The organism is Streptomyces sp. NPDC006739 (genome assembly GCF_042869815.1).
Classification (GTDB): domain Bacteria; phylum Actinomycetota; class Actinomycetes; order Streptomycetales; family Streptomycetaceae; genus Streptomyces.
Window position 1 is genome coordinate 178,717 of the sequence record NZ_JBIAGM010000010.1, and the last position, 21,767, is coordinate 200,483.

Genomic DNA, 21,767 nt, shown 5'->3' on the forward strand with positions numbered 1-21,767 from the left:
GATGCACGTCTTTCCGTACCTGATCGCCGTCTGGGTCTTCCTGGCCGGCTGCTACGGCCTCGCCACCAGCCGCAACCTGATCCACGCCGTCGGCTGCCTGGCCGTGTGCCAGGCGTCCACCTACGTCCTGCTGCTGGCCGTCGGCTACCGCGACGGAGCCACCGCGCCGGTCTTCTCCGACATCAAGCCCGGCACCCGCCCCGTGGTCGATCCCGTCGTCCAGGCCCTCACGCTCACCGACATCGTCGTCGGCGCCACCGTCACCGCGCTGCTGCTCGCGCTCGTCCTGCAGATCGCCAAGCGGCACGGCACGGTGGACCCCGACGAGCTGACGGAGCTGCGCGGCTGATGCACCACCTGCTCCCGCTGCTCGTCGCGCTCCCCCTGCTCGGGGCCGCCCTGCTGGTGGCCGCGGGCCGTCGGCTGCCCCGGGCCGTCGCCGAGGCCACCGGCTGCGCGGTCAGCGCCGTCACCGCCGCCCTCGCCCTCGTCCTGCTGGTCAACTCCTCGCCGCCACTGGTGGAATGGGCCGGCGGCTGGAAACCCGTCGAGGGCGAGAGCGTCGGCATCGTGCTGGTTGGGGACGGACCGGCGCTCGGCATGGCCGCGCTCGCCTCGGTGCTGACGCTCGCGGCCATGGCGTACTCCTGGCGCTACTTCGACGAGCCGCCCCGCCGGCACGCCGGTTCGTTCCCCGCGCTGATGCTGGCCTTCCAGGCCGGCATGTGCGGGTTCGCGATCGCCGGCGACCTGTTCAACGCCTTCGTGTTCTTCGAGCTGATGAGCGTCGTCGCCTACGCCCTGACCGGCTACCGGATCGACGACGCGAAGTCCGTGCAGGGCGCCCTGACCTTCGGAGTGATCAACTCGCTGGGCGCGTACGCCCTGCTGACGGGCATCGGACTGCTGTACGCGCGCACCGGCGAACTGGCCATGTCGAAGATCGGGCGCGGTCTCGACAGCACGGCCACGCACGGCGGCCCCGACGCGCTGGTCCTCGCGGGCTTCGTGCTGGTGATGACGGGACTGCTGGTGAAGGCGGCCGCCGTGCCCTTCCAGTTCTGGCTCCCGGACGCCCACGCCGTCGCCCCGACCCCGGTGTGCATGCTGCTGTCCGGCGTCATGGTCGAACTCGGCAGCTACGGCGTCTGGCGGGTCTACAGCACCGTCTTCGCCGGACCCGGCGGCATCCCCTCCGCCGACCTGGAGCGGGCCCTGGTGACACTCGGCGCGCTGACGGCCGTGACCGGCGCGGTCATGTGCTGGTACCAGCGGCACATCAAACGGCTGCTGGCCTACTCCACGATCGCCCACACCGGCCTGTTCCTCGTCGGGATCGGCGTGCTCACCCCGGAGGCCGACGACGGGACCGCGCTGTACATCCTGGGGCACGCCGGGGTGAAGGCCGCGCTGTTCGCCTGCGCGGGCGTCCTGCTGGACCGGTACGGCTCCGTCGACGAGCACACCCTGCACGGCCGGGCCCGCGACCTGCGCGCCCTGGGGGCGATGTTCGCCGTCGGCGCGCTCGGGCTCGCCGGACTGCCGCCGTTCGGCACGGCGCTCGGCAAGTCGGTGGCCGAGGAGGCCGTGGGCGGCCCGCTCACCGTGGTGTACGTCCTCGCGTCGGCGGTGACCGGCGGTGCCGTGCTCCGGGTCGCCGCCCGGGTCTTCCTGGGACTGGGCCCGCGCCCCGCCGACGCCGGCGACTACGAGACCACCGGCTCCGCCGAGGAGCCGGAGACCGACGGCAGGCTCGGCCGGATCCCGGACACCATGACGACGGTGCCGGCGCTGCTGCTGGCCGCCGCCCTGGCCGTCGGCGTGGTCCCCGGCTTCGGCGAGCTGGTGGCCCGGTCCGTCAATGAGGCCGGGTCGGGCGGCGCCACGGTCTCGGTGCACTGGACGCTGCCCGGGATCCTGCTGGGCCTGCTGTCCACCGCGCTGGCCGCGGCCCTCGCCGCCCTCGCCGTCACCCGTCCGCGCTGGGTGGCCGCGCCCGGCTGGGCACAGCCGCTCAGGCGCCTGCAGTCCGGGCACGTCGGCGACTACGTGGCCTGGCTGCTGGTCGGCGCGACCGCGCTCGGCGCGCTGGCCCTGCCGGGCGTCCTGGGCGGCTGATCAGCCGCCGTAGGAGACGTGCACCTCCTTGAAGCCGAGGGAGCGCAGCAGACCGTCCAGCATGGCCGTGGTGTTGGTCTCGGCCCGCGTGGTCAGCCCGCTGTCCTTGGCCGCGTCGCCGATGTGCCGTACCGCCAGCTTCTGCACCGCCTGTTCACTGTCGGGGTTGTCCGAGAAGAGGTCACCGAGCCGGTCGAGCAGACCCCGCTGCTTGGAGACGGCGTAGGAGTGGTCGGGGTCGAGGGCCGGTTTGCCGAGCTGCGCGTGCGGCAGCCGGAGGGTGGCGGACGTACGGTCGCCGTTGACCGAGACGTCCCCGCGGCCGACCCGGCCGAGGTCGACGTAGGCGTCCACGGTGCCGGCCCCGACGTACAGGGTGCGGGTGCCGCGGATCGCGTCGGGCAGGTACTTGGAGTCCTTCTCCAGGTCCACGACGACCTGGAAGTTGCCGGAGGCGGCGTCGTAGCGGCTCATGTCCTGGATGGACTTGAGCAGCGCGGGACCGGACCGGTCGTGCGTCTCGGTGCCGAACAGGTCCTTGATGCCGGGCAGTACGGCCAGCCGGATGCCGGCGAACAGCACCACGAGCACCAGGACGAGGGCGGTCACCACCTTCGCCCAGCCGGGCATGCGCCGGGGCAGGCGCGTGACGGAAGTCGTCATGGCGACGGTCCTCCTTCCTCTACACACCAGATGCCCGCCAAATCCCCCACCAGACCGCCGGGTTGGAGATTCGGCGCCGGACGGCCGGGGCGCCTGGCACCGGGTGTCAGTAGCATGAGCCGCCCAGCCCGTGGTGATCACGCGAGGAGCGGATCGTGCGAGACATCCCCGTATTCAGCGGAAGCGCCCACCCCGAACTGGCCGAGGAGGTCTGCGCGCACCTCGGGGTGCCGCTCAGCCCGACCCGGGTCAGCCGGTTCGCCAACGACTGCCTGGAGGTGCAGCTCCAGGCCAACTGCCGGGAACGGGACGTCTTCCTGATCCAGCCGCTGGTCAAGCCGGTGCAGGAGCACCTGGTCGAGCTGCTGCTGATGTGCGACGCGGCGCGGGGCGCCTCGGCCGCCCGGATCACCGTGGTGATGCCGCACTACTCCTACGCCCGCTCCGACAAGAAGGACGCGCCGCGCATCTCGCTCGGCGGCCGGCTGGTCGCCGACCTGATGGTGGCGGCGGGCGCGAGCCGCGTCCTGGCCATGACCCTGCACGCCCCGCAGGTGCACGGCTTCTTCTCGGTCCCCGTGGACCATCTGCACGCGCTGCGGGAACTGGCCGCCCACTTCCGGCGGTACGACCTGACGCGCACCACGGTCGTCTCGCCCGACCTGGGCAACGCCAAGGAGGCCGCCGCCTTCGCCCGGCTGATCGGGGCGCAGGTGGCGGCCGGCGCCAAGCAGCGGTTCGCCGACGACCGGGTGAGCATCAACTCGGTGATCGGCGAGGTGGCCGGGCGGGACGTCATCGTGCTGGACGACGAGATCGCCAAGGGCAGCACGGTGATAGAACTCCTGGAGCGGCTGCGGGAGCTGGGGCCGCGGTCGATCCGGGTGGCGTGCACCCACGGGCTGTTCGCGGCCGGCGCGCTCAAGCGGCTGACCGAGCAGCCCGACGTACTGGAGATCGTGTGCACCAACACGGTGCCGGTGCCGGTCGAGGAGCACGAGGAGTTCAAGGCCAAGCTGCGCGTCCTGTCCATCGCGCCGGCGCTGGCCGAGGCCGTACGCCGGATTCACGACGGTGAGTCGGTCAGCGCCCTGTTCGACGCGCCCCGCGAGGCCTAGGCCCTGGCGTCATAACGAGCCGGAGGTGGCCTCGGGCTGTCCCAGGGCCTCGTCCAGCGTCGGCCGCGGCGGCAGCAGCCGGGCCAGGCCGGTGACCCGCAGCACGCGCAGGGTCAGCGGATGGGCGCAGACCAGGTGCAGCTGTCCGTCGCCGTCGAGCACCCGGGCGCGCGCCCGGTAGAGCAGGCGCAGCCCCGAGCAGTCGAAGAACTCGACGGGCCTCAGGTCGATCACGATCCGGGCACCGGGCTCCGACGTCAGCCGGTCCAGGTGGGGGGTGATCCCGGTCGCCGCCGCGATGTCGATCTCGCCACGGAACTCCAGCACCGTGTGCCCGCGCTCCTGGCGGACGCGCAGATGCGGGGTGAGCGGTGCGGGATCCTGCCGGGGGTCCTGCTGCACGACGGCATCGCCTCCCACCCGTACCGGGAAAACCCTTCCCCGCCCGTCAAGTTACCCTCGATAGAGGGAATTTGAGCATGTTCGATTGACATATGTCTTCGACTTTCGCACGTGTCCTTCTGTGGTGTGCGCGACAACGGGCCGAGCAGACCCCCTCCGGGGGGTCACGACAGGGCGTGCCAGGCCTTGGCGAGCGCCTGGCGGAACTGTTCCTCCTGAGGGCCGGTGAGACCGGAGACCATCCGCTCCTCCAGCTCCCGCACGGGCCCGGCGAACCGCGCGAGCAGCTCCCGTCCGGTGTCGGTGAGCAGGATCAGCAGCACGCGTCGGTTGCGCGGATTGCGCTCGCGCCGGACGAGTCCGCGGGTCTCCAGGGACCGTACGAGATCGGCCATGGACTGCGCGGTGACGAAGGAGTCGCGGGCCAGCTGCGCAGCGGACAGTCCGTCGTGGCGTTCGAGCACGGTGAGGGCCGTGTACTGCAGGGCGGTGATCCCCGCGGGCCTGACCAGCTCGTCCAGATGGGAACGCACCACCAGCTCCACCTGTTTCACCATGTAGAGCAGTGAGGGGAGCGTCCGTGTACCGACCATGCGGGCACCCTAGCCCATTGACAGGAAACCTGTCTCTCACGAGACTGCGGACCAACAGGAATCCTGTTTGTTGAAACCTTAGCGATCTATGAGGCTTGGCGATCTACGCTGGGAGTGGGCAATGACGACCACCATCGACACCGGACCGGGCCGGCTGTTCATCGGCGGACAGTGGCGCGAGGCCGCCGACGGCGCCCGGACGGAGGTGACGGACCCCTCCACCGGGCGGGTGGTCTCCACCGTCGCGGAGGCCTCCGCCGCCGACGTCGACGCCGCCGTGCGCGCGGCGCGCGAGGCGTTCGACGCGGGCGAGTGGTCCGGGCTGAGCGGCCGTGAGCGCGGCCGGGTGCTGCACCGGGTGGCCGCGCTGATCCGGGAGAACGCCGAGGAACTGGCCGCCCTGGAGAGCCTCGACGTGGGCAAGCCGATCACCCTGGCCGGTGCCGTCGACGTGGCGAACGCGGCCAACGACTACGAGTACTTCGCCTCCCTCGCCTGCACGCTCGACGGCGCCACCCGCGACACACCCCTCAACGCCCTCGCCTACACCCGGCGCGAACCCCTCGGCGTGGTCGCCGCCATCACCCCCTTCAACTTCCCGCTGATCCTGGCCGGTTCCAAGATCGGCCCGGCTCTCGCGGCCGGCAACACCGTCGTGCACAAGCCCGCCGACGAGACTCCGCTCAGTGCCCTCTACATGGCCCGGCTGCTGGCCCGGGCGGGCGTCCCGGACGGTGTCGTCAACGTCGTCACCGGCACCGGCCCGGTGGCCGGCGAGGCGCTGCTCGGCCACCCGGGCGTCGACAAGGTCGCCTTCACCGGCTCCACCGCCGTCGGCCGGCACGTGGCGGCCACGGCCGGGGAGGCCCTCAAGCCCGTCACCATGGAACTCGGCGGCAACGCGGCCCACCTCGTCTTCGAGGACGCCGACCTGGAGAAGGCGGTCGGCGCGATCATCAAGGGCTTCGTCTTCAACACCGGCCAGTTCTGCATGGGCGGCCCCCGGCTGCTGGCGGCGCGCCCGGTCTACGACACCCTGCTGGGCATCCTCGCCGAGGCCGTGCCGGGGGTGCCGGTCGGCGACCCGGGCGACCCGGCCACCGTCGTCGGTCCGATGGCGGGGGAGAAGCACCTGAGGAAGGTCGAGGAATACGTGGATCTCGCCCGCAAGGAGGGCGGCCGCGTCGTCTGCGGCGGCGAGCGGCTCGATCTGAACGGTGGCTACTACTACCGGCCCACCGTCATCGCCGACCTGCCCAACGACTCCCGGGTCGTCCAGGAGGAGATCTTCGGCCCGGTCCTGACCGTGCAGCCCTTCGACTCCGAGGACGAGGCCGTCGCCCTCGCCAACTCCACGCCGTACGGGCTGGCCTCGGGCGTGCAGACCGGCAACCTGGCCCGCGCCCACCGCGTCGCCGCGCGGCTGCAGGCGGGCATCGTCTGGATCAACGACTGGGCCATGCTCGACCCCGCGGTGCCCTTCGGCGGGGTCAAGGACTCCGGCTTCGGCCGGGAGTACGGCCCCGAGGCGCTCGCCGCCTACACCAAGGTCAAGTCCGTCGTCGTCTCGCTCGACTGAGCCCCACCGACCAGGAGTGCCGCGATGCCCATTTCCACCCGAGCCGCCGTGGTCGAGTCCGGCGGGGCGCCCTTCACCCTCGGCGACGTCGACCTGCACGAGCCCGGCCCGCGCGAGGCGCTGGTCCGCATGGTGGCCACCGGCCTGTGCCACACGGACCTCAGCGTCGCGAGCGGCGCGCTGCCCTTCCCGCTGCCGGGAGTCCTCGGCCACGAGGGCGCCGGCGTCGTCGAGGCAGTGGGTTCCCAGGTCACCGGCGTGGCCCCCGGCGACCACGTCGTGCTGTCCTTCACCTCCTGCGGCGAGTGCCGCAACTGCCACGGCGGGCACCCCGCCTACTGTGCCGCCTGGCTGCCGCTGAACCTGCTCAGCGGGCGCCGCATGGACGGCAGCGTCGCGATCAGCCGGGGCGGGGAGCCGCTCGGCGGCCACTTCTTCGGCCAGTCCTCGTTCGCCGAGCGGGCGCTGGTGGACGAGCGCAGCCTGGTCAAGGTCGACCCCGAGGTGCCCCTGGAGTCGATCGCCCCGCTGGGCTGCGGGGTGCAGACCGGGGTGGGCGCCGTCTGGAACGAGCTTCGGCCGGTGATCGGTGCCTCGGTCGTGGTGCTCGGCGCCGGAGCCGTCGGCCTGTCCGCCGTGATGGCGGCCGCCCTCACCCCGGCCACCACCGTCGTCGCCGTCGACAGGGTCGCCGAACGGCTCGAACTGGCCAGGGAGCTGGGGGCCACCCACACGGTCGACGCCGGGTCGGAGAGCCTGCCGGAGGCCCTCGCCGCGATCACCGGCGGCCAGGGGGCGGACGGTGTCGTGGAGACCACGGGCAGCGTCGCCGTCCTGCGCCAGGGCGTCGACGCCCTCGCCGCCCGGGGCACCCTGGTCGTCGTGGGCGCCCCGCCCTTCGGCACCGAGGTGCCGCTGGACGTCAACGGGATGCTCGCCGGCAAGCGGGTCGTCGGCCTCACCCTCGGCGACAGCGAGACCCGGTCCGTCATCCCCGCCCTCGTCCGGCTGGTGCGCCAGGGGCGGCTCCCGCTGCACCGGCTGATCAGCACCTATCCGTTCGCGGACATCGAGCGGGCGGTGCGGGACATGAGCACGGGCAAGGCGGTCAAGCCCGTGCTCACCTTCTGACGCCGCACTTCCCCCGCCCGGGGATCAGTCCACCAGCAGCACCAGCTTGCCCGTGGTCCGGCCGGTGTCGCCCAGCTCATGCGCCTTGGCGGCATCGGCCAGCGGGAAGGTCCCCGCGATCGTGGCCCGCAGCTTCCCCGACTCCACCAGCTCCGTGACCGCCCGCATCCCGGCCCGGTCGGCGTCCACCAGCAGCCGCACGGCCCGTACGCCCAGCCGGTCGGCCTCCTCGTGGAACTCCTGCGAGCCGACCGGCAGGATCGACACCACGACGCCGCCCGGGCGCAGCACCCGCAGCGAGCGCACCGAGGTGTCCCCGCCGATGGTGTCCAGCACGACGTCCACGTCCCGCACCGCCTCGGTGACGTCGGCCGACCGGTAGTCGACCGCCTCGTCCACGCCGATCTCCCGCAGGAAGTCGTGCTTGGCCGCGCTCGCCGTGCCGATCACGTACGCGCCACGCGCCTTGGCGATCTGGACGGCCACGTGGCCCACCCCGCCGGCCGCCGCGTGGATCAGCACCCGCTGCCCGGACCGCAGCCCGGCGGTCTCCACCAGGGCCTGCCAGGCGGTCAGGGACACCAGCGGCAGCGCGGCGGCCTGGGTGTGGTCGATGCCGGCCGGCTTGTGCACGAGGGCACGGGCGGGGACGGTGACGTACTCGGCGTGCGAACCGTGGCCGAAGGGGTAGGGCAGCATGCCGAAGACCTCGTCGCCGGGCCGGAAGGCGGCCACGCCGATCCCGGTCGCCGCGACCTCTCCGGACACGTCCCAGCCCAGTACGAAGGGCGGCTCGCCCAGGAAGCCGCCGGTGGCCCGGTGCTTCCAGTCGGTCGGGTTCACTCCGGCGGCCCGCACCCGGACCAGCACCTCGTTGGGGCGCGGCGCGGGCCGCTCCAGCTCCACTTCCTCGAGAACCTCGGGGCCGCCGAGGACGTTCTGGCTGATGGCTCGCATCGTCTTCACAGTGCTCATGGGTCATCAGCCTGCCGGGCCCCGCCCATCCGGAAAATGGCAGGATTGCCAACCTCCGATAGAATCGTGCCATGCGTGGCACACGGAACCCGGAACGGGTCGTCGTCCTGGCCCTGGACGGTGTCTACCCCTTCGAGCTGGGCATCCCCAGCCGTATCCTCGGCGCGGCCGGCGGCCGGTACGAGGTCCTGACCTGCACGGTCGACGGGCGCCCGGTGCGCACCAGCGCCGATTTCACGATCGGCGTCGAACACGGCCCGGAGGTCCTGGAGACGGCCGACACCGTAGTGGTCGCCTCCGTCACGCCCGCCCGCCTGCCCGACGAACTCCCCGAGGAGGTCGCGGCGGCCCTCGCCCGCATCCGACCGGACGCGCGCATCGTGTCCATCTGCACCGCCGCCTTCGTGCTGGCCGCCGCCGGGCTCCTCGACGGGCGGAAGGCCACCACCCACTGGCACATGACCGACCTGTTCCGCCGCAGGTATCCGCAGGTCGACCTGGACCCGGACGTCCTCTTCGTCGACGACGGCCGCATCCTCACGTCGGCCGGCGCGGCCGCCGGCGTCGACGTCTGCCTGCACATCGTCCGCAGCGACCACGGCAGCGAACTGGCCAACTTCGTGGCCCGGTGCTGTGTCGTGCCGCCCTTCCGGGACGGCGGTCAGGCCCAGTACATCGAGCGGCCGGTGCCGGTCAGCGGCGCCGCCGGCACGGCCGCCACCCGGACCTGGGCCCTGGAGCGCCTCGACGAGCCGCTCACCCTCACCGACCTCGCCGCGCACGCCCGGATGAGCCTGCGCACCTTCGCCCGCCGCTTCCACGACGAGGTGGGCCTCAGCCCGGGCCGCTGGCTGATCCAGCAGCGCGTCGCCCGCGCCCGGCACCTGCTGGAGTCCAGCGACCTGCCGGTGGACCGGATCGCCGCCCAGGTCGGCTTCGCGACCGGAGCCTCCCTGCGCCAACACCTGCACGCGGCGATCGGAGTCTCCCCCCAGACCTACCGCCGGACGTTCCAGACGACCCGCTGACCCCCGGCCGGCGCAAACCCGACTGTTCGTCAGCGGCTGCGGTGCAGGGCCACCAGGAGTTGCCAGACCTGGTGGGCCACTTCCTCCGAGGTGGCGTCCAGCAGGGCGTGCAGCCAGTCGGCGAGGACGCCGGCGAACGTGGCCGCCACGGCCGAGGCGACCAGCGGCGCGTCCGCCGCGCCCGCCAGTTCGCGCTCGGCCAGGCTGCGGGCCCGTAGATCCCGGTGCAGGACCCGGCCGAGCGGACCGCCACCGCCCGGCGCCAGCAGCGTCCGGTACAGGGCCGCGTGCGGGGGCAGCGACGCGAAGAACTCCAGCAGCGCCGGCGGCGCGTGCACCGGATCCGGCCGACCGCGCCAGGCGTGCAGCGCCTCCACCGCCTCCCGTACGACATCCGCGCAGGCGTCGACCGCCAGCGCCTCCAGGCCGTCGTAGTGCACGTAGAACGTGGCCCGGCCGACCCCGGCCCGGCGGGCCAGCGCGGCCACGCCCACCTCCTCCAGCGGACGCTCGGCGCACTCCTCCAGCAGGGCCGCGCGCAGCCGGGCCCGGGTGCGCGCGGCTCGCGGGTCCTCGGGCGCGGGGCGGTTCACCGCGCGGCGAGAACGGCGGCCAGGGCGACCGCGCCGGGCAGCGCCTGCGCGAACAGGATCCGGCGATTGGCCGTCGCCGCGCCGTACACGCCCGCCACCACGACACAGCCGAGGAAGAACACCTGGGCCCGGAAACCGGTCGGATCCGCGGCGATCAGCCCCCACACCAGACCGGCCGCGAGAAAACCGTTGTAAAGCCCCTGGTTGGCGGCCATCGGCGCGGTCGCCCGCGCCATCTCCCGGTCGAAGCCGTGCAGAGCCCTCCCCGGCTTCTTCTGCCACAGGAACATCTCCATCACCAGGATGTACGCGTGCAGCACCGCCACCAGGCCGACCAGCACGTTCGCCACGATCTCCATCGTTCCCGACCCCTCATCATTCTGGACAGGTGTCCATCATATCGGGACACCTGTCCGGGTTCCTCGCGGGATCCTTCCTTCCGTTCCTCTGGCGGAGCGTGACCGAGTCCTCACGGCGAACAGGCATGCGCGGTTGATCCTTTGGTGTGTAAACCCGATAAGCTCCAGACCGTCACCGCGAGTTGACGTTCCCCGAGGGGTTCGTGGGCGCGGTGCGTACTCATGAGTGCGGCCCTCGCACACTGCCCTGTTCGATCGTGTTGCTTCGAAGGATGCAGATGGAACTCGCCACTCCGCCACCGGCGGCGCGGGCCCCTGTCGCCTGGTACAGCTGGTGGCTGATGCCCCTGGCCTTAGGGGGCGGGACGGTCGCCGCGACGTTCATGAGCTCCGAGCGCCTGGCCACGGCCGTCGCCGGCGCCGCCGCTACCGCCGCCGGCGCGGTGTGCGTGCGGCTGCTCATCCGTACGCAGCGCCAACTGCGCAGCTCGGACGCGGCGTTCCGCGCCTCGCAGGCCGAGCACTCGCAGCAGTGGCAGCAGCATGTCTCGGGACTGGAGCGGAAGTTCGCCGTCGAGCGCGCCTCGCTGGAGGCGCAGCTGACCGAGCAGTCGGCCGCCTACGAGTCCCGGCTCGGCGAGCGGACCGCCGCCTACGACGCCCAACTGGCCGAGCAGGCAAGGGCGTACGAGGAGCGGCTGACCGACCAGGCCCGGTCCTACGAGACTCAGCTGGCCGACCGCGCCGAGGTGTGGAAGGAGCAGCTCACGCACCAGCAGGCGGCCGTCGCCCGGCTCGCGGACGAGCAGCTGCCCGAGGCGCTGCGGGGGCTGCGGGCCGGTGAGGCCGTCGACGACCTGCTGCCCGCCACCGCGCAGTGCGCCAAGGTGAGCTCCGAGCTGCAGGCCGACCTGCGCCGCATCCTGCGCACCTCGCTGATCGGTGTCGAGGAGGAGTTCAACCGCTCCACCTCCGCCGAGCAGGCCGTGATCAGCATCGGCAACCGTATCCACGTCCTGACCAGCAAGCTGCGCGGCCGGCTGCACGAGATGCAGGGTGAGCACGGGCGGCTGCCCGCCGTCGCCCGCGGCCTGATGGAGCTGGACCAGGAACTGGGTCCCGCCGACTCGCTGGCGGCGAGCATCGGGGTACTGGGCGGCTCGGACCGGCCCGGACGGCAGTGGCAGGAGCCCCAGCGGCTGCTCAGCGTGGTGCGCGGCGGCATCGGCCGGATCAAGGACTTCCACCGGGTGGAGGTACGGCACCTGCCCGAACTCGGCGTCGACGGCGGTCTGGTGGACCACCTCACGCTGATCTTCTCCCACCTCCTGGACAACGCCGCCCGCTACTCGCCGCCCACCGAGCCGGTCATCGTCTCCGGCAAGGAGGTGCCGAACGGCGTCGGCATCGAGATCCAGGACTCCGGCAAGGGCCTGAGCGAGGAGAAGAAGCGCGAGGCCGAGCAGTCCCTCGCGGGCACCGAGGCCGGACCGGGCCTGGGCGGCATCTCGGAGGACGCCAACATCGGCCTCCGTGTCGTCGGCATCCTCGCCCGCCGCTACGGCATCCGCGTCACCTTCGCGGACTCGCCCTGGCTCGGCACCTCGGTGGTCGTCGTGGTCCCGCACAAGTACTTCAGCCCGCTCGCCGCGCCCGCTCCGGCCACGGTCTCCGCCCCCGCCCCCGCCCCCGCCGCCGCTCCGGCGCCGGCGGCCGTCCCGGCGCTTGCCGCCGTGGCGGGCGCCGCAGCGCCGGCCGCGACCGCCGACGAGATGGACACCACCCCCGGCGGCCTGCCCCGCCGACGCAGCAGGCGCCGCGAGACGGAGGAGGACCGCCCGCCGGAGCATTCCACCCGCCCGGAACCGGCTTCCGTGACGGCCGTACCCCCCGACGAGTCCTTCGCGGGCCTGGCCGCCTTCGCCACGGCGGGCCGCGACGACGGACCGGCCGGGGCCGAGCACGCGCGGCCGTCCGAACCGGTGGTCACCGACGGGCTGCGGGCCGGCGGACCGTCGGCCGACGAGGACGAACGGGCCCGGTACGGGCCGGCGTCCACGGAGGCCGGGGCGGTGTCCGACGCCTCCTCGTTCACCGAGGCGGTCCCGAGGGCCGGCGGCGACGACTCCGAGCCCGTGCGGACGACCCCGGAGGGATCCGGTACCGCCGGACGCGAGTCCACCGAGCAGCGCGACGAAGAGAGCGACTAGTCCACATGACGCAACAGGGAACCGACGTGAGCTGGGCGCTCCGCGATCTCGTGGAGTCCATCCCGGAGATCCGCTTCGCCCTGGTGGCCTCCAGTGACGGCAAGGCCATCACCTCCTTCGGCGCCGAGGACCCCGACGACGTGGACCGCTTCGCGGCCGTGGTGGCGGGCCTGCAGGCCCTCGCCCAGCCGGTCGCCGAGCAGTTCCCGAAGTACGCCGGGCAGCTGCGGCTCGCGATGATCGAGGTCGACGGGGGACATCTGTTCGTCGTACGCGCGGGGGTCGAGACGTACCTCGGCGTCCTCGCCCGCGAAGGACTTGACCAGGGCCTGCTCGGCCACCAGATGAGGGACCTGTCCCGGCGGATGGGCGAGTTGCTCGGCACCTCTCCGCGCCTGGAGGAGCACTCTGGATGAGTGCTCCCCGACGGCCCGCGGACCCGTCCGGTCTGGAGCGCTACTACGTCCTCACGGGAGGGCGCAGCCGACCGGGCGGGTCGGCGTCGAGCCTCGACGTGGCGACCCTCGTCGTCTCCCTCGCCGCCCCCTTACCGGGCATGCAGTACGAGCACGAGGAGATCCTCCGGCGTTGCCGCGATCCGCTGTCGGTGGCCGAACTCGGCGCCCACCTCGGACTGCCCTTCAACATTCTCGCGGTGCTGTTGGCGGATCTGCTGGACGCAGGCCGTATTGAAGCCCGTGATCCCATTCCGGCGCACGACGCCGGACGCGGGCCCGACCTCGCGCTCCTCCAGGAGGTACTCAGTGGACTTGAAAGGCTTTGACCATTCCGGCGACCCCGGTGCCGGGGGGACCCGCTCGGTCAAGGTGATGATCGCCGGGGGGTTCGGCACCGGGAAGACCACCATGGTCCGCTCCGTCAGCGACATCAAGCCGCTCACCACCGAGGAGACCCTCACCCAGGCCACCGCCGGCGTCGACAACCTGATCGGTGTCGCCGACAAGGCCGAGACCACCGTCAGTCTGGACTTCGGCAAGATCAGCCTCAACGAGAGCCTGATGCTGTACCTGTTCGGCACCCCGGGCCAGGAGCGGTTCTGGTTCCTGTGGAACGGTCTGTTCAAGGGGGCGCTCGGCGCGGTGGTCCTGGTGGACACCCGGCGGCTGGCCTCCAGCTTCCGGGCGATCGAGGAGATGGAGCGGCAGAACGTGCCCTTCGTCATCGCCCTGAACGTCTTCCCGGACTGCAAGGAACACCCCATCGAGGAGATCCGGGACGCCCTCGACATCTCCCCGCACACCCCGGTCGTGGCCTGTGACGCCCGTGACCGGGCCTCCAGCCGTGACGTACTGATCGCCCTGATACGCCATCTGCAGGCACGCTCCGCCGTCGCACTGGAGCCCCGATGAACGACCAGAGCCTCGACAGTCCCGACGCCCCCCGCGGCTGCCCGGTCGCGCACGGGTCGGCCGAGCCGGCCCGGCTGTACGGGCCCGACGCGGCGACCGACCCGTTCGGGATCTACGAGCGGCTGCGCAAGGAGCACGGTTCCGTGGCGCCGGTGCTGCTGGAGGGCGACATCAACGCCTGGCTGGTGCTGGGCTACCGGGACAGCCGGCGGGTGCTCGACAATCCCAGCCAGTTCCCCAGGGACGCGCGGACCTGGCGGGACTACCGGGAAGGCCGGATCGCGGAGACCTCCGCGCTGATTCCGATGCTCGGCTGGCGTCCCGACTGTGTCTCCCAGGACGGCGAGCCGCACCGCAGGCTGCGCGGCGCCGTCAGCGACGCGCTGCAGGCCGCCGCCGGCCGCGGTATCCGGCGCCACGCCACGCACTTCGCCAACAAGTTGATCGACGGGTTCGCGGCCGACGGCCGCGCCGATCTGGTGGCGGACTACGCCGACTATCTGCCGATGCTCGTGATGTCCCGGATCCTCGGGCTCGCCGAGGCGGAGGGTCGCCGGCTGGTCGAGTCCTGCGCGCAGGTGCTCAAGGGCGGCGAGGACGCCGTGAGGCACGACGGCGTGATCATGGAGATCTTCGGCGAACTCGTGGAGCGCAGGCGGTCCGAACCCGGCTCCGACCTCGCCACCGACCTGCTGGAGCATCACGCGGCTCTCGAGCACGACGAGGTCGTCCACCACCTGCGCGTGGTGCTGATCGCCGCGGCGGTCACGACCAACCTGCTGGCCCGGGTGCTGCGGCTGGTCCTGACCGACGCCTCCCGGCTCTCCGGGCTGATCGGCGGTCAGCTGAACATCTCGGCGGTGATGGAGGAGGCCATGTGGAACTCTCCGCCGCTGACCGTCCTGCCGGGGCGCTTCGCCGCCAGCGACGTCGAACTGGGCGGCCACCTCGTCGAGGCCGGCGACCTGCTCGTCCTCGGTCTCGCACCGGGCAACCTCGACCCCGAGGTCCGGCCCGACCCGGGCGTCTCGGTGGAGGGCAACCAGGCGCATCTGGCGTTCGGCGCGGGCCCCCACGAGTGCCCCGGGCAGAGCATCGGGCAGTCCATGATCGAGATCGCGGTGGACGTCCTGCTGCACCGGTTGCCGGGCCTGCGGCTGGCCGTGCCGGCGGACGAACTCACCTCGACCGCCTCCACCTGGGAGTCCCGGCTGGACAGCCTGCCGGTCGAGTTCCCGGTCTGAGCACGCTGCCGCCCGGCCGGAGACCCGGCCGGGCGGCAGCGCCGTCCCACGGTGGATCGAGGCGTCAGCCGTCGAGCCAGTCGCCCGCGAGGGCGGAGGGACGGTACCCCGTGGCGTTCCACAGGAAGTGCGGGTGCGCGCAGCCGAACATGTAGGCGAGCAGCGCGGTGTCCTCCCTCCCGGTCCCGGGGTCGTACAGGGTGTAGAACTGCTCGCTTCCCACTGCGCCGGCGTCCTGCTGGACATGACGTGCGCGTTCCGTGGACGGTGCGGCCATGGATGCCTCCACGGCGGCGACGTAGGTGCGGCGCAGGATCTCCCACGCGCTGTCGATGTTGCCGTGCCAGGGGCCGTGCAGGGCTTCGAAAGCATGGAGCTCGGCGTCGAGGAGGGGCCATGTCCGGGGGTACTGGGCCCGGCAGCGTGCGGACAGCTCGGCGGTCCGCACGCTCAGTGCCGGTGCGGTGGGCCGCGCGCTGATCGTGAGGGTGGTGCCGTCGGTGAGGATGCCCGTGCACGCGTGGGGCTGCAGGTCGCACAGCGGGCACGCCTCGGCCGGGAGGAGGTCCTGGGTGATGCCGTCGAACCACAGGGCGTGCCGGCCCGTGAGCCCCATCCAGACGATGGTGCTGGTCATCAGCCAGGTGTTCCACATCGAGGAATGCGCCTCGGGCATGCAGCCGTACTTGATGAGGGCGATGGCGCAGGCGGCGTAGAGGGCCTTGGTGTGGGTGGGCATGTCGGCGAGCCAGAAGTTGCTGATCTCACCGGTGAGGGCGTCGACCCGTACGTCGGCCATGTCGTCGACGACGCGGCACAGCAGCAGGGACGCGAGGTGTTCTTCCTGCCAGAGCTCCGTGTCGGGGGAGACATGCCAGAACAGGCAGTCCAGCATCTGGAGGAGTGGGTAGGTGCTCTGGCCGAGCGGGTTGGTCTGGGGGAGCACGACGCCGCCCGCGTGGTGCTGTTGGAGCCAGTACTCGTCGGCGGACCGCTTGTGGGCCGCATAGAGTCCGCAGACCAGTGCCCGTGCGCTGTTGGTGCTGAAACTCTCGGCCAAGCGGCCTTCGACGAGTTGGGTGAGGGACGTGGTGTCGATGGTGTCGATCACGCGTTTGTACTCGTGGAAGACGAGGATGTCGTCTTCGAAGCGGTGGCGCAGGCCGAGGTCCTGGTGAAGGTCGTTCATCTGCCGGACCCAGATCCATCCGGCGGTCAGGACGCTGTCGAGTTCCTCGCGGTACGGCCAGGCCTTGACGCTGAGGGGGCGGCCGGCGCTCTGCCGCCAGCTGTAGTCGTCCAGCGTGCGCGCGGGGGGTGTGGGCAGCCGGCGGCACAGCGGGCAGGCGCAGGCGGTCGTCCGCTCCTCCTCGCGCGGCGGGGCGAGCGCCCGGCTCCGCCAGGCCCCCTCCAGCATCGCGCACGTCAGTCGGCAGATCTCGATATCGGTGCCGACCTGGGGAAAGGCCGCTTCTATCGGGCGCAGGCTACTGTCGAGGCGCCTCAACCTGGCGTAGCCCTCCTCGTCGGGCGGCAGGAACGCGCGCTGCGCGAGATGGAGGGCCCCGGCCACATGCAACGTGGTGCCGGAGCGGGACGAGCCGAGTGCGTCCAGCCGCTGCCGAGCGGCGTCCTGGGACGTCCGGTGCTGCTCCGTGGTCCCCTTGACGTGTTCCCTCAGGAGGCCGGCCAGGGTGCTCCCCGGCTCCCCGGGCTGGGGCCGGGAGCCTGGCCGGGCCGGGAGCAGGCTGTCGGCGGACGCCCTCTGAACAGCACCTACGCCCTGAGATTTCACACCGGTCTCCTTCGAACTGTGGTCCTGGCAACGGAATCGACCGGCCGTGGGTGCTGGCCGGTCGTGGATGAGACTGTTCTGTTCCTGCCGCGACGGCCTCGCCGGACAGCCGGACGCACCCGACCGGTACCGGCTCCTGCCGCGAACGACCGTGAGGGGACGACTGCCGCGTCGGCGGCCGGGGGGGGCTCGTCGAAGCGCCCTCGCTACGGGGCGGGCCCCCGCGTCGCCGCCTCAGCTGTGCTGATCGGAAAGCACACGCGGCCCGGCAGGCGTGGCGCGGCCACCGGATCCGGGGTGTGTGGCCGACCGCGGGAGGAAGCGCGGACGGCGGGCGCGCGCGAACTCCGCAAGACCACTGCCGGGGGGTTCGGAGGGCAGGTCGAACGTGACGGCCTGAGGCATGTGTTTCCTTTCGGGCGACAGTGCGCAGAGCCCCCCGCCCCTGCGAACGGGTGGCCTGTCGGCCACCCGTGCACTCGAACTGGTCTTCGTGGCTCGAAAGTTGAGCCATGAAGCGCTACGAGACTGCCCAGAGCGTAAATGATCGACGCGTGACCTGGCCGTGATGTGTGTTACTGCTCATGCCTCCTGAGCCGCGTACACTCGCGCGCCCCCGACGTATGTGTGCGCGACGCGCGTGTCCGCGATGCGCTCCGGGGGAGCGTCGAACGGATCGCGGTCCAGGACCACCAGATCCGCGAGCGCGCCCACCGCCACCCGTCCGGTGTCGTCGAGGTGGTTCACATGGGCCGAACCGGCCGTGTACGCCCTGATCGCGTCGCCGAGACCCAGCCGCTCCCCGGGCAGGAACACCGGCGCGTCGCCGCCCGGTTCGACCCGGTTCACCGCGACATGGATGCCCTGGAGGGGGTCGGGGCTGCTCACCGGCCAGTCGCTGCCGCCCGCGAGCCGCGCCCCGGCGCGCAGCAGCGACCCGAACGGGTACTGCCACCCGGCCCGTTCCGGGCCCAGGAAGGGGATCGTCAGCTCGTCCATCTGCGGCTCGTGCGCGGCCCACAGCGGCTGGATGTTGGCGGTGGCGCCGAGCCGGGCGAAACGCGGTATGTCGGCGGGGTGCACGACCTGGAGATGTGCCAGGTGGGGCCGCGTGTCGCTGGGTCCGTTGGCGGCCCGGGCCGCCTCGACGGCGTCCAGCGCGTCCCGCACCGCCCGGTCGCCCAGCGCGTGGAAGTGGCACTGGAAGCCGAGCGCGTCCAACTCGGTGACGTACGCCGGGAGTCGCGCCGGATCGATGAAGCTCTTGCCGCGATTGCGGGTCGCGCAGCCGCAGTTGTCCAGGTAGGGGTCGAGCAGCGCCGCCGTGCCGTTCTCGGCGACCCCGTCCAGCATCATCTTCACCGCGCCGGCCCGGAACCGGCCGTGGCTCGACGCGGCGCGCCTGTCCACCAGTTCCGGGATCTGCTCGGCCCCCCGCTCCCGGTCCCACCACAGCGCGCCGACCACCCGGGCGGTCAGCGAGCCGTCCCGCGCGGCGGTGAGATACGCGTCGGACGGGTCGTCCATGCCGAGGAACTCCCCGACAAGCGCGTCCTGCCAGGCGGTGATGCCGAGCGCGTGCAGATGCCGCTGGGCGTGCAGCAGTGCCGCCAGCCGGTCCGCCGGGCCGGCCGGCGGGGCGAGCCGGCCGACCAGCTGCATCGCGCCCTCCTGCAGCGTGCCGCTCGGCGCACCGGAGGCGTCCCGTTCGATCCGTCCGTCGGCCGGGTCGGGCGTGTCGCGGTCGATGCCCGCCAGCTCCAGCGCCCGGCTGTTGACCCAGGCCCCGTGGTGGTCGCGGTTGGGCAGGTACACCGGCCGGTCCGGCACCACCTCGTCCAGCAGCCGCTTCGTCGGCGTACCGCCTTCGAACGCCTCCATCGACCAGCCGCCGCCCAGGATCCACTCCCGCTCCGGATGCGCCGCCGCGTACGCGCGCACCGCGGCCACCGTCTCCTCGGCGCTCCGCTTCCCGGTCAGATCGCACTGGCTCAGCTCCAGACCCGCCGGCACCGGATGGACGTGCGCGTCCTGGAAACCGGGCAGCAGCAGCCGTCCGGCGAGGTCCACCACCTCGGTGCGGGGCCCGGCCAGTTCGCGTACGTCCTCGCCCCCGACGGCGGTGATCCGGTCGCCGGTGACGGCCACCGCGGTCGCCGTACGGCCCTCGGGGGTGAGGACGGGGCCGCCGGTGAAGAGCAGATCTGCGTGCATGGTTCCTTTTCCTCGCGGTCAGCCGACGGTGACGAGCAGCTCGGGCGCGTCGGCGTCGGTGCCCTCGCCGGTGCGGAAGTACGGCGATCTGCGCACCCATCGGGCCCAGGCGGCGGCCACGAAGCCCGAAGCGATCATGACCAGGGGGGTGAGCAGCAGGAACCAGCCGTTGTCCGCGCGCAGTGCGAGGTGGTGGGTGGAGTGGTAGAACGACCAGCCCAGACAGCCGCCGAGGCCGAGCAGCACGAGGGCGCTCAGCGCGGGCAGCAGCACCGCGCGCACGCCCTGGCGCCAGTCCTCGCGCAGCAGGGAGCGGAAGCGCACGGCGGCGGCGAGCGCGGTGAGCGCGTAGGAGAACGAGACGACGATGCCGACGGCGTTCACCGTCGCCAGGACCATGTCGGCGAGCCTCGGGATCACCAGGGAGAGCGCCGCCACCCCCGCGGCCAGCGCCCCGACCAGCACGGTACCGGCCGCCGGTGTCCCGTAGCGGGCACTGACCCTGGACCACACCGGTCCGAGGGTACGGTCCCGGCCCATCGCGAACATCGACCGGGCCGTCGGGATGACCCCCGCCTGCAGGGAGGCCACCGCCGAGAACATCAGCGCCACCAGCGGCAGCGCGGCCAGGGGCTGTGCCGCCAGCTTGTCGCCGAAGTAGGCCAGCCCCTGCGGGCCGTGCCCGACCAGCTCCGGACCCGACAGCACCCGCTGGAAGGCGACCGAGCCGAGCAGGAACAGTCCGAGCATCGTCACCAGCGTGATCAGGCCGGCCCGGGAGGCGTCCCGCGGGTCGCGCACCTCCTCGTTGACGCTGAACGCGGCCTCGAAGCCCCAGTAGCAGAACACCGACAGCAGCAGTCCCTGCGCCAGGGCCGTCGCCGAGGGGATCGCGAACGGGTCGAACCAGGACAGCCGGAACGCGTGCGGTCCGGTGACGATGCCGTATCCGCAGAACCCCAGCAGCACCACGTACTCGAAGACCAGCAGGCCGGTCTGGAGCCGGGCCGCGGTGCGGACGCCGGTCACGGCGGTCAGGGTGACCGCCACCAGCACGACGATGCCCACGGTCGTCGTCTGCGCCGTCGAGCCCGGATCCAGCGCCAGCCCGCCCAGCCGGCGCAGCCCGGCCTCCCCGGCCAGTTGGAGAACGGCCGAGCCGGTGACCGCGGTGGTGTAGGCGAGGAACGCCACCGTGGCGACGATGTTGACCCAGCCCACCGTGAAACCCAGCCACGGGCTGAGGGAACGGCCCACCCAGACATAGCCGTTGCCCGCGTTCGGCTCGACCTTGTTCAGCCGGGAGTAGGCGCCCGCGATGCCGAGGACGGGCAGGAACGCCAGCAGCATGATGGCCGGCAGGTGCAGTCCCACCACCCCGGCCGTCACGCCGAGGCCGATGCCGATGCTGGTGGTCGCGGCCGTACTGGAGGCGGCGACGGCGATCCCGTCCAGGACGCCCAGGGACTTGCGCAGCTCCTGCCGCGCGGGGGGACGTGTGCCGTGGGGTTTGTCGTTCATGGCCGGCTCTCCGCTCGCGCCGTGGGGCCCGGTGGGCCCTGATGACGGCACATGAAACTGCCCGCGCCCTTCACAGGTCAACGGTGTTGTCATAAGGTCCCCGTCACACCCAGGGAGGTCCTGTGAGCGACCGTGTCGTCCCGTCCGCCGACCGCCGGCGCCGGCGCCCCACCAAGCAGGGCGTCGTCCTGTCCGCCGAACTCATCGTGGACACCGCGCTCCGGCTGATCGAGGAGCACGGCGCCGACGCCCTCTCCGTCCGCCGCCTCGGCCGCGCGCTCGGCGCCGACCCCAGCTCCCTTTACCGGTACTTCCGGCACACCGACGACCTGATGCTGGCCATCGCCGACGAGCTGATCGGCCGGACCCTGCGGGTCTGGCGCCCCACCGGAGACTGGCGCGCCGACCTGCGCGACCTGGGCCTGCGCATGCACGCCGGTGCCCTCGCCCACCCTCGCGCGGCGATGCTCAGCGCCCACCGGGTGACCGGCCGGACCCATGAGATCCAGGCCGTGGAGAGCATGCTCGGAGTGCTGCGCGGGGCCGGGTTCCCCGACGCCGAGGCGGTGCGGATCTATCACGCGTTCGTCGACCAGGCCCTGGCCTTCGGCGCCCTGGACTCAGCGGGCACCGCGCTGCCCCGGTCCGCCCGGGAGGCGGAGGCGCTGGTGTGGCGGACCACGTACGCCCGGCTGCCCGCCGACACCCACCCGCACATCGCGGCCACCGCCCGCCACCTCGTCGCCTCGATGCCGGGCAGCTCCTACCCGGCCGCCCTGGACCTGCTGCTGGCGGCCGCGGCCGCCCTGCTGGCGGAGGCGAGAGCCGACTGAATCGCGGGCACGGGGATATCC

At 72.4% G+C, this 21,767-nt stretch carries 21 protein-coding genes; 12 read left to right on the forward strand and 9 right to left on the reverse strand.

Annotated elements, in window-relative coordinates; all coding sequences use genetic code 11:
- The first annotated feature begins 1 nt into the window (after nucleotide 1).
- Both ACFYMM_RS21500 and ACFYMM_RS21505 read left to right on the forward strand, forming a co-directional pair.
- Nucleotides 2–349, forward strand: coding sequence for a sodium:proton antiporter (locus tag ACFYMM_RS21500; protein WP_388388858.1), 348 nt, complete (start codon nucleotides 2–4; stop codon nucleotides 347–349).
- Entirely contained in the window at nucleotides 349–2,118 is a 1,770-nt protein-coding gene (locus ACFYMM_RS21505) for a complex I subunit 5 family protein (protein ID WP_388388860.1), read from the forward strand. Before ACFYMM_RS21500 ends, ACFYMM_RS21505 begins: the two co-directional genes overlap by 1 nt.
- Here ACFYMM_RS21505 and ACFYMM_RS21510 read toward each other — a convergent pair whose 3' ends face one another.
- Entirely contained in the window at nucleotides 2,119–2,781 is a 663-nt protein-coding gene (locus ACFYMM_RS21510) for a DUF4230 domain-containing protein (RefSeq protein ID WP_388388862.1), read from the reverse strand.
- Nucleotides 2,782–2,936: 155 nt separating this feature from the next.
- On the opposite strand from ACFYMM_RS21510, the gene ACFYMM_RS21515 reads away from it, so the two are divergent.
- Entirely contained in the window at nucleotides 2,937–3,899 is a 963-nt protein-coding gene (locus tag ACFYMM_RS21515) for a ribose-phosphate diphosphokinase (protein ID WP_388388864.1), read from the forward strand.
- A gap of 9 nt (nucleotides 3,900–3,908) precedes the next feature.
- Here the strand turns inward: ACFYMM_RS21515 and ACFYMM_RS21520 are convergent, their stop codons facing one another.
- Both ACFYMM_RS21520 and ACFYMM_RS21525 read right to left on the reverse strand, forming a co-directional pair.
- Nucleotides 3,909–4,301 (reverse strand): anti-sigma factor antagonist, encoded by a 393-nt coding sequence (locus tag ACFYMM_RS21520; protein WP_388388867.1) that lies wholly within the window; start codon nucleotides 4,299–4,301, stop codon nucleotides 3,909–3,911.
- Between the two features lie 164 nt (nucleotides 4,302–4,465).
- Nucleotides 4,466–4,894: a MarR family winged helix-turn-helix transcriptional regulator gene (locus ACFYMM_RS21525; protein WP_388388869.1), complete on the reverse strand. Its 429-nt coding sequence runs from the start codon at nucleotides 4,892–4,894 to the stop codon at nucleotides 4,466–4,468.
- 121 nt (nucleotides 4,895–5,015) lie between these two features.
- Here ACFYMM_RS21525 and ACFYMM_RS21530 point away from each other — a divergent pair, with 121 nt between their 5' ends.
- The gene (locus ACFYMM_RS21530; RefSeq protein ID WP_388388871.1) at nucleotides 5,016–6,473 is read left to right on the forward strand and encodes an aldehyde dehydrogenase family protein; all 1,458 of its coding nucleotides are present in this window, start codon (nucleotides 5,016–5,018) and stop codon (nucleotides 6,471–6,473) included.
- 24 nt (nucleotides 6,474–6,497) lie between these two features.
- A complete protein-coding gene (locus tag ACFYMM_RS21535; protein WP_388388873.1) occupies nucleotides 6,498–7,604 on the forward strand; it encodes an NAD(P)-dependent alcohol dehydrogenase in 1,107 nt (368 codons plus the stop codon).
- A 24-nt stretch (nucleotides 7,605–7,628) separates the two neighbouring features.
- On the opposite strand, the gene ACFYMM_RS21540 is transcribed toward ACFYMM_RS21535, so the two are convergent.
- Nucleotides 7,629–8,579, reverse strand: a complete 951-nt coding sequence (locus tag ACFYMM_RS21540; RefSeq protein WP_388388875.1) for an NADP-dependent oxidoreductase — start codon at nucleotides 8,577–8,579, stop codon at nucleotides 7,629–7,631.
- Between the two features lie 71 nt (nucleotides 8,580–8,650).
- Here ACFYMM_RS21540 and ACFYMM_RS21545 point away from each other — a divergent pair, with 71 nt between their 5' ends.
- Complete coding sequence (locus ACFYMM_RS21545; protein ID WP_388388877.1) at nucleotides 8,651–9,607, forward strand: GlxA family transcriptional regulator; 957 nt, start codon at nucleotides 8,651–8,653, stop codon at nucleotides 9,605–9,607.
- Nucleotides 9,608–9,636: 29 nt separating this feature from the next.
- Here the strand turns inward: ACFYMM_RS21545 and ACFYMM_RS21550 are convergent, their stop codons facing one another.
- Together ACFYMM_RS21550 and ACFYMM_RS21555 are read right to left on the reverse strand one after the other, a co-directional pair.
- Nucleotides 9,637–10,200, reverse strand: coding sequence for a TetR/AcrR family transcriptional regulator (locus ACFYMM_RS21550; protein WP_388388879.1), 564 nt, complete (start codon nucleotides 10,198–10,200; stop codon nucleotides 9,637–9,639).
- Entirely contained in the window at nucleotides 10,197–10,559 is a 363-nt protein-coding gene (locus tag ACFYMM_RS21555; protein WP_388388881.1) for a DUF1304 domain-containing protein, read from the reverse strand. The genes ACFYMM_RS21550 and ACFYMM_RS21555 overlap by 4 nt, the downstream gene beginning before the upstream one ends.
- 278 nt (nucleotides 10,560–10,837) lie before the next feature.
- Between ACFYMM_RS21555 and ACFYMM_RS21560 the strand changes: the two genes are divergently transcribed.
- The 5 genes from ACFYMM_RS21560 to ACFYMM_RS21580 are packed head-to-tail and all read left to right on the forward strand — an operon-like array spanning nucleotide 10,838 to nucleotide 15,383.
- Entirely contained in the window at nucleotides 10,838–12,769 is a 1,932-nt protein-coding gene (locus tag ACFYMM_RS21560) for an ATP-binding protein (protein ID WP_388388883.1), read from the forward strand.
- A gap of 5 nt (nucleotides 12,770–12,774) precedes the next feature.
- Nucleotides 12,775–13,185 (forward strand): roadblock/LC7 domain-containing protein, encoded by a 411-nt coding sequence (locus ACFYMM_RS21565; protein ID WP_046733906.1) that lies wholly within the window; start codon nucleotides 12,775–12,777, stop codon nucleotides 13,183–13,185.
- On the forward strand, nucleotides 13,182–13,553 hold the full coding sequence (locus tag ACFYMM_RS21570) for a DUF742 domain-containing protein (protein WP_388388885.1): 372 nt from the start codon (nucleotides 13,182–13,184) through the stop codon (nucleotides 13,551–13,553). Before ACFYMM_RS21565 ends, ACFYMM_RS21570 begins: the two co-directional genes overlap by 4 nt.
- Nucleotides 13,534–14,139, forward strand: a complete 606-nt coding sequence (locus ACFYMM_RS21575) for an ATP/GTP-binding protein (RefSeq protein WP_388388887.1) — start codon at nucleotides 13,534–13,536, stop codon at nucleotides 14,137–14,139. Before ACFYMM_RS21570 ends, ACFYMM_RS21575 begins: the two co-directional genes overlap by 20 nt.
- On the forward strand, nucleotides 14,136–15,383 hold the full coding sequence (locus ACFYMM_RS21580) for a cytochrome P450 (protein ID WP_388388889.1): 1,248 nt from the start codon (nucleotides 14,136–14,138) through the stop codon (nucleotides 15,381–15,383). Before ACFYMM_RS21575 ends, ACFYMM_RS21580 begins: the two co-directional genes overlap by 4 nt.
- 64 nt (nucleotides 15,384–15,447) lie before the next feature.
- Here ACFYMM_RS21580 and ACFYMM_RS21585 read toward each other — a convergent pair whose 3' ends face one another.
- The 3 genes from ACFYMM_RS21585 to ACFYMM_RS21595 all read right to left on the reverse strand — a co-directional run bounded on the left by ACFYMM_RS21585 (nucleotide 15,448) and on the right by ACFYMM_RS21595 (nucleotide 20,913).
- Complete coding sequence (locus ACFYMM_RS21585; RefSeq protein ID WP_388388891.1) at nucleotides 15,448–17,178, reverse strand: hypothetical protein; 1,731 nt, start codon at nucleotides 17,176–17,178, stop codon at nucleotides 15,448–15,450.
- A gap of 582 nt (nucleotides 17,179–17,760) precedes the next feature.
- Nucleotides 17,761–19,392, reverse strand: a complete 1,632-nt coding sequence (locus ACFYMM_RS21590) for an amidohydrolase (protein WP_388388893.1) — start codon at nucleotides 19,390–19,392, stop codon at nucleotides 17,761–17,763.
- Between the two features lie 18 nt (nucleotides 19,393–19,410).
- Nucleotides 19,411–20,913 (reverse strand): APC family permease, encoded by a 1,503-nt coding sequence (locus ACFYMM_RS21595; RefSeq protein ID WP_388388895.1) that lies wholly within the window; start codon nucleotides 20,911–20,913, stop codon nucleotides 19,411–19,413.
- Between the two features lie 122 nt (nucleotides 20,914–21,035).
- On the opposite strand from ACFYMM_RS21595, the gene ACFYMM_RS21600 reads away from it, so the two are divergent.
- Nucleotides 21,036–21,746 (forward strand): TetR/AcrR family transcriptional regulator, encoded by a 711-nt coding sequence (locus tag ACFYMM_RS21600; protein ID WP_388388897.1) that lies wholly within the window; start codon nucleotides 21,036–21,038, stop codon nucleotides 21,744–21,746.
- Nucleotides 21,747–21,767: the final 21 nt, after the last annotated feature.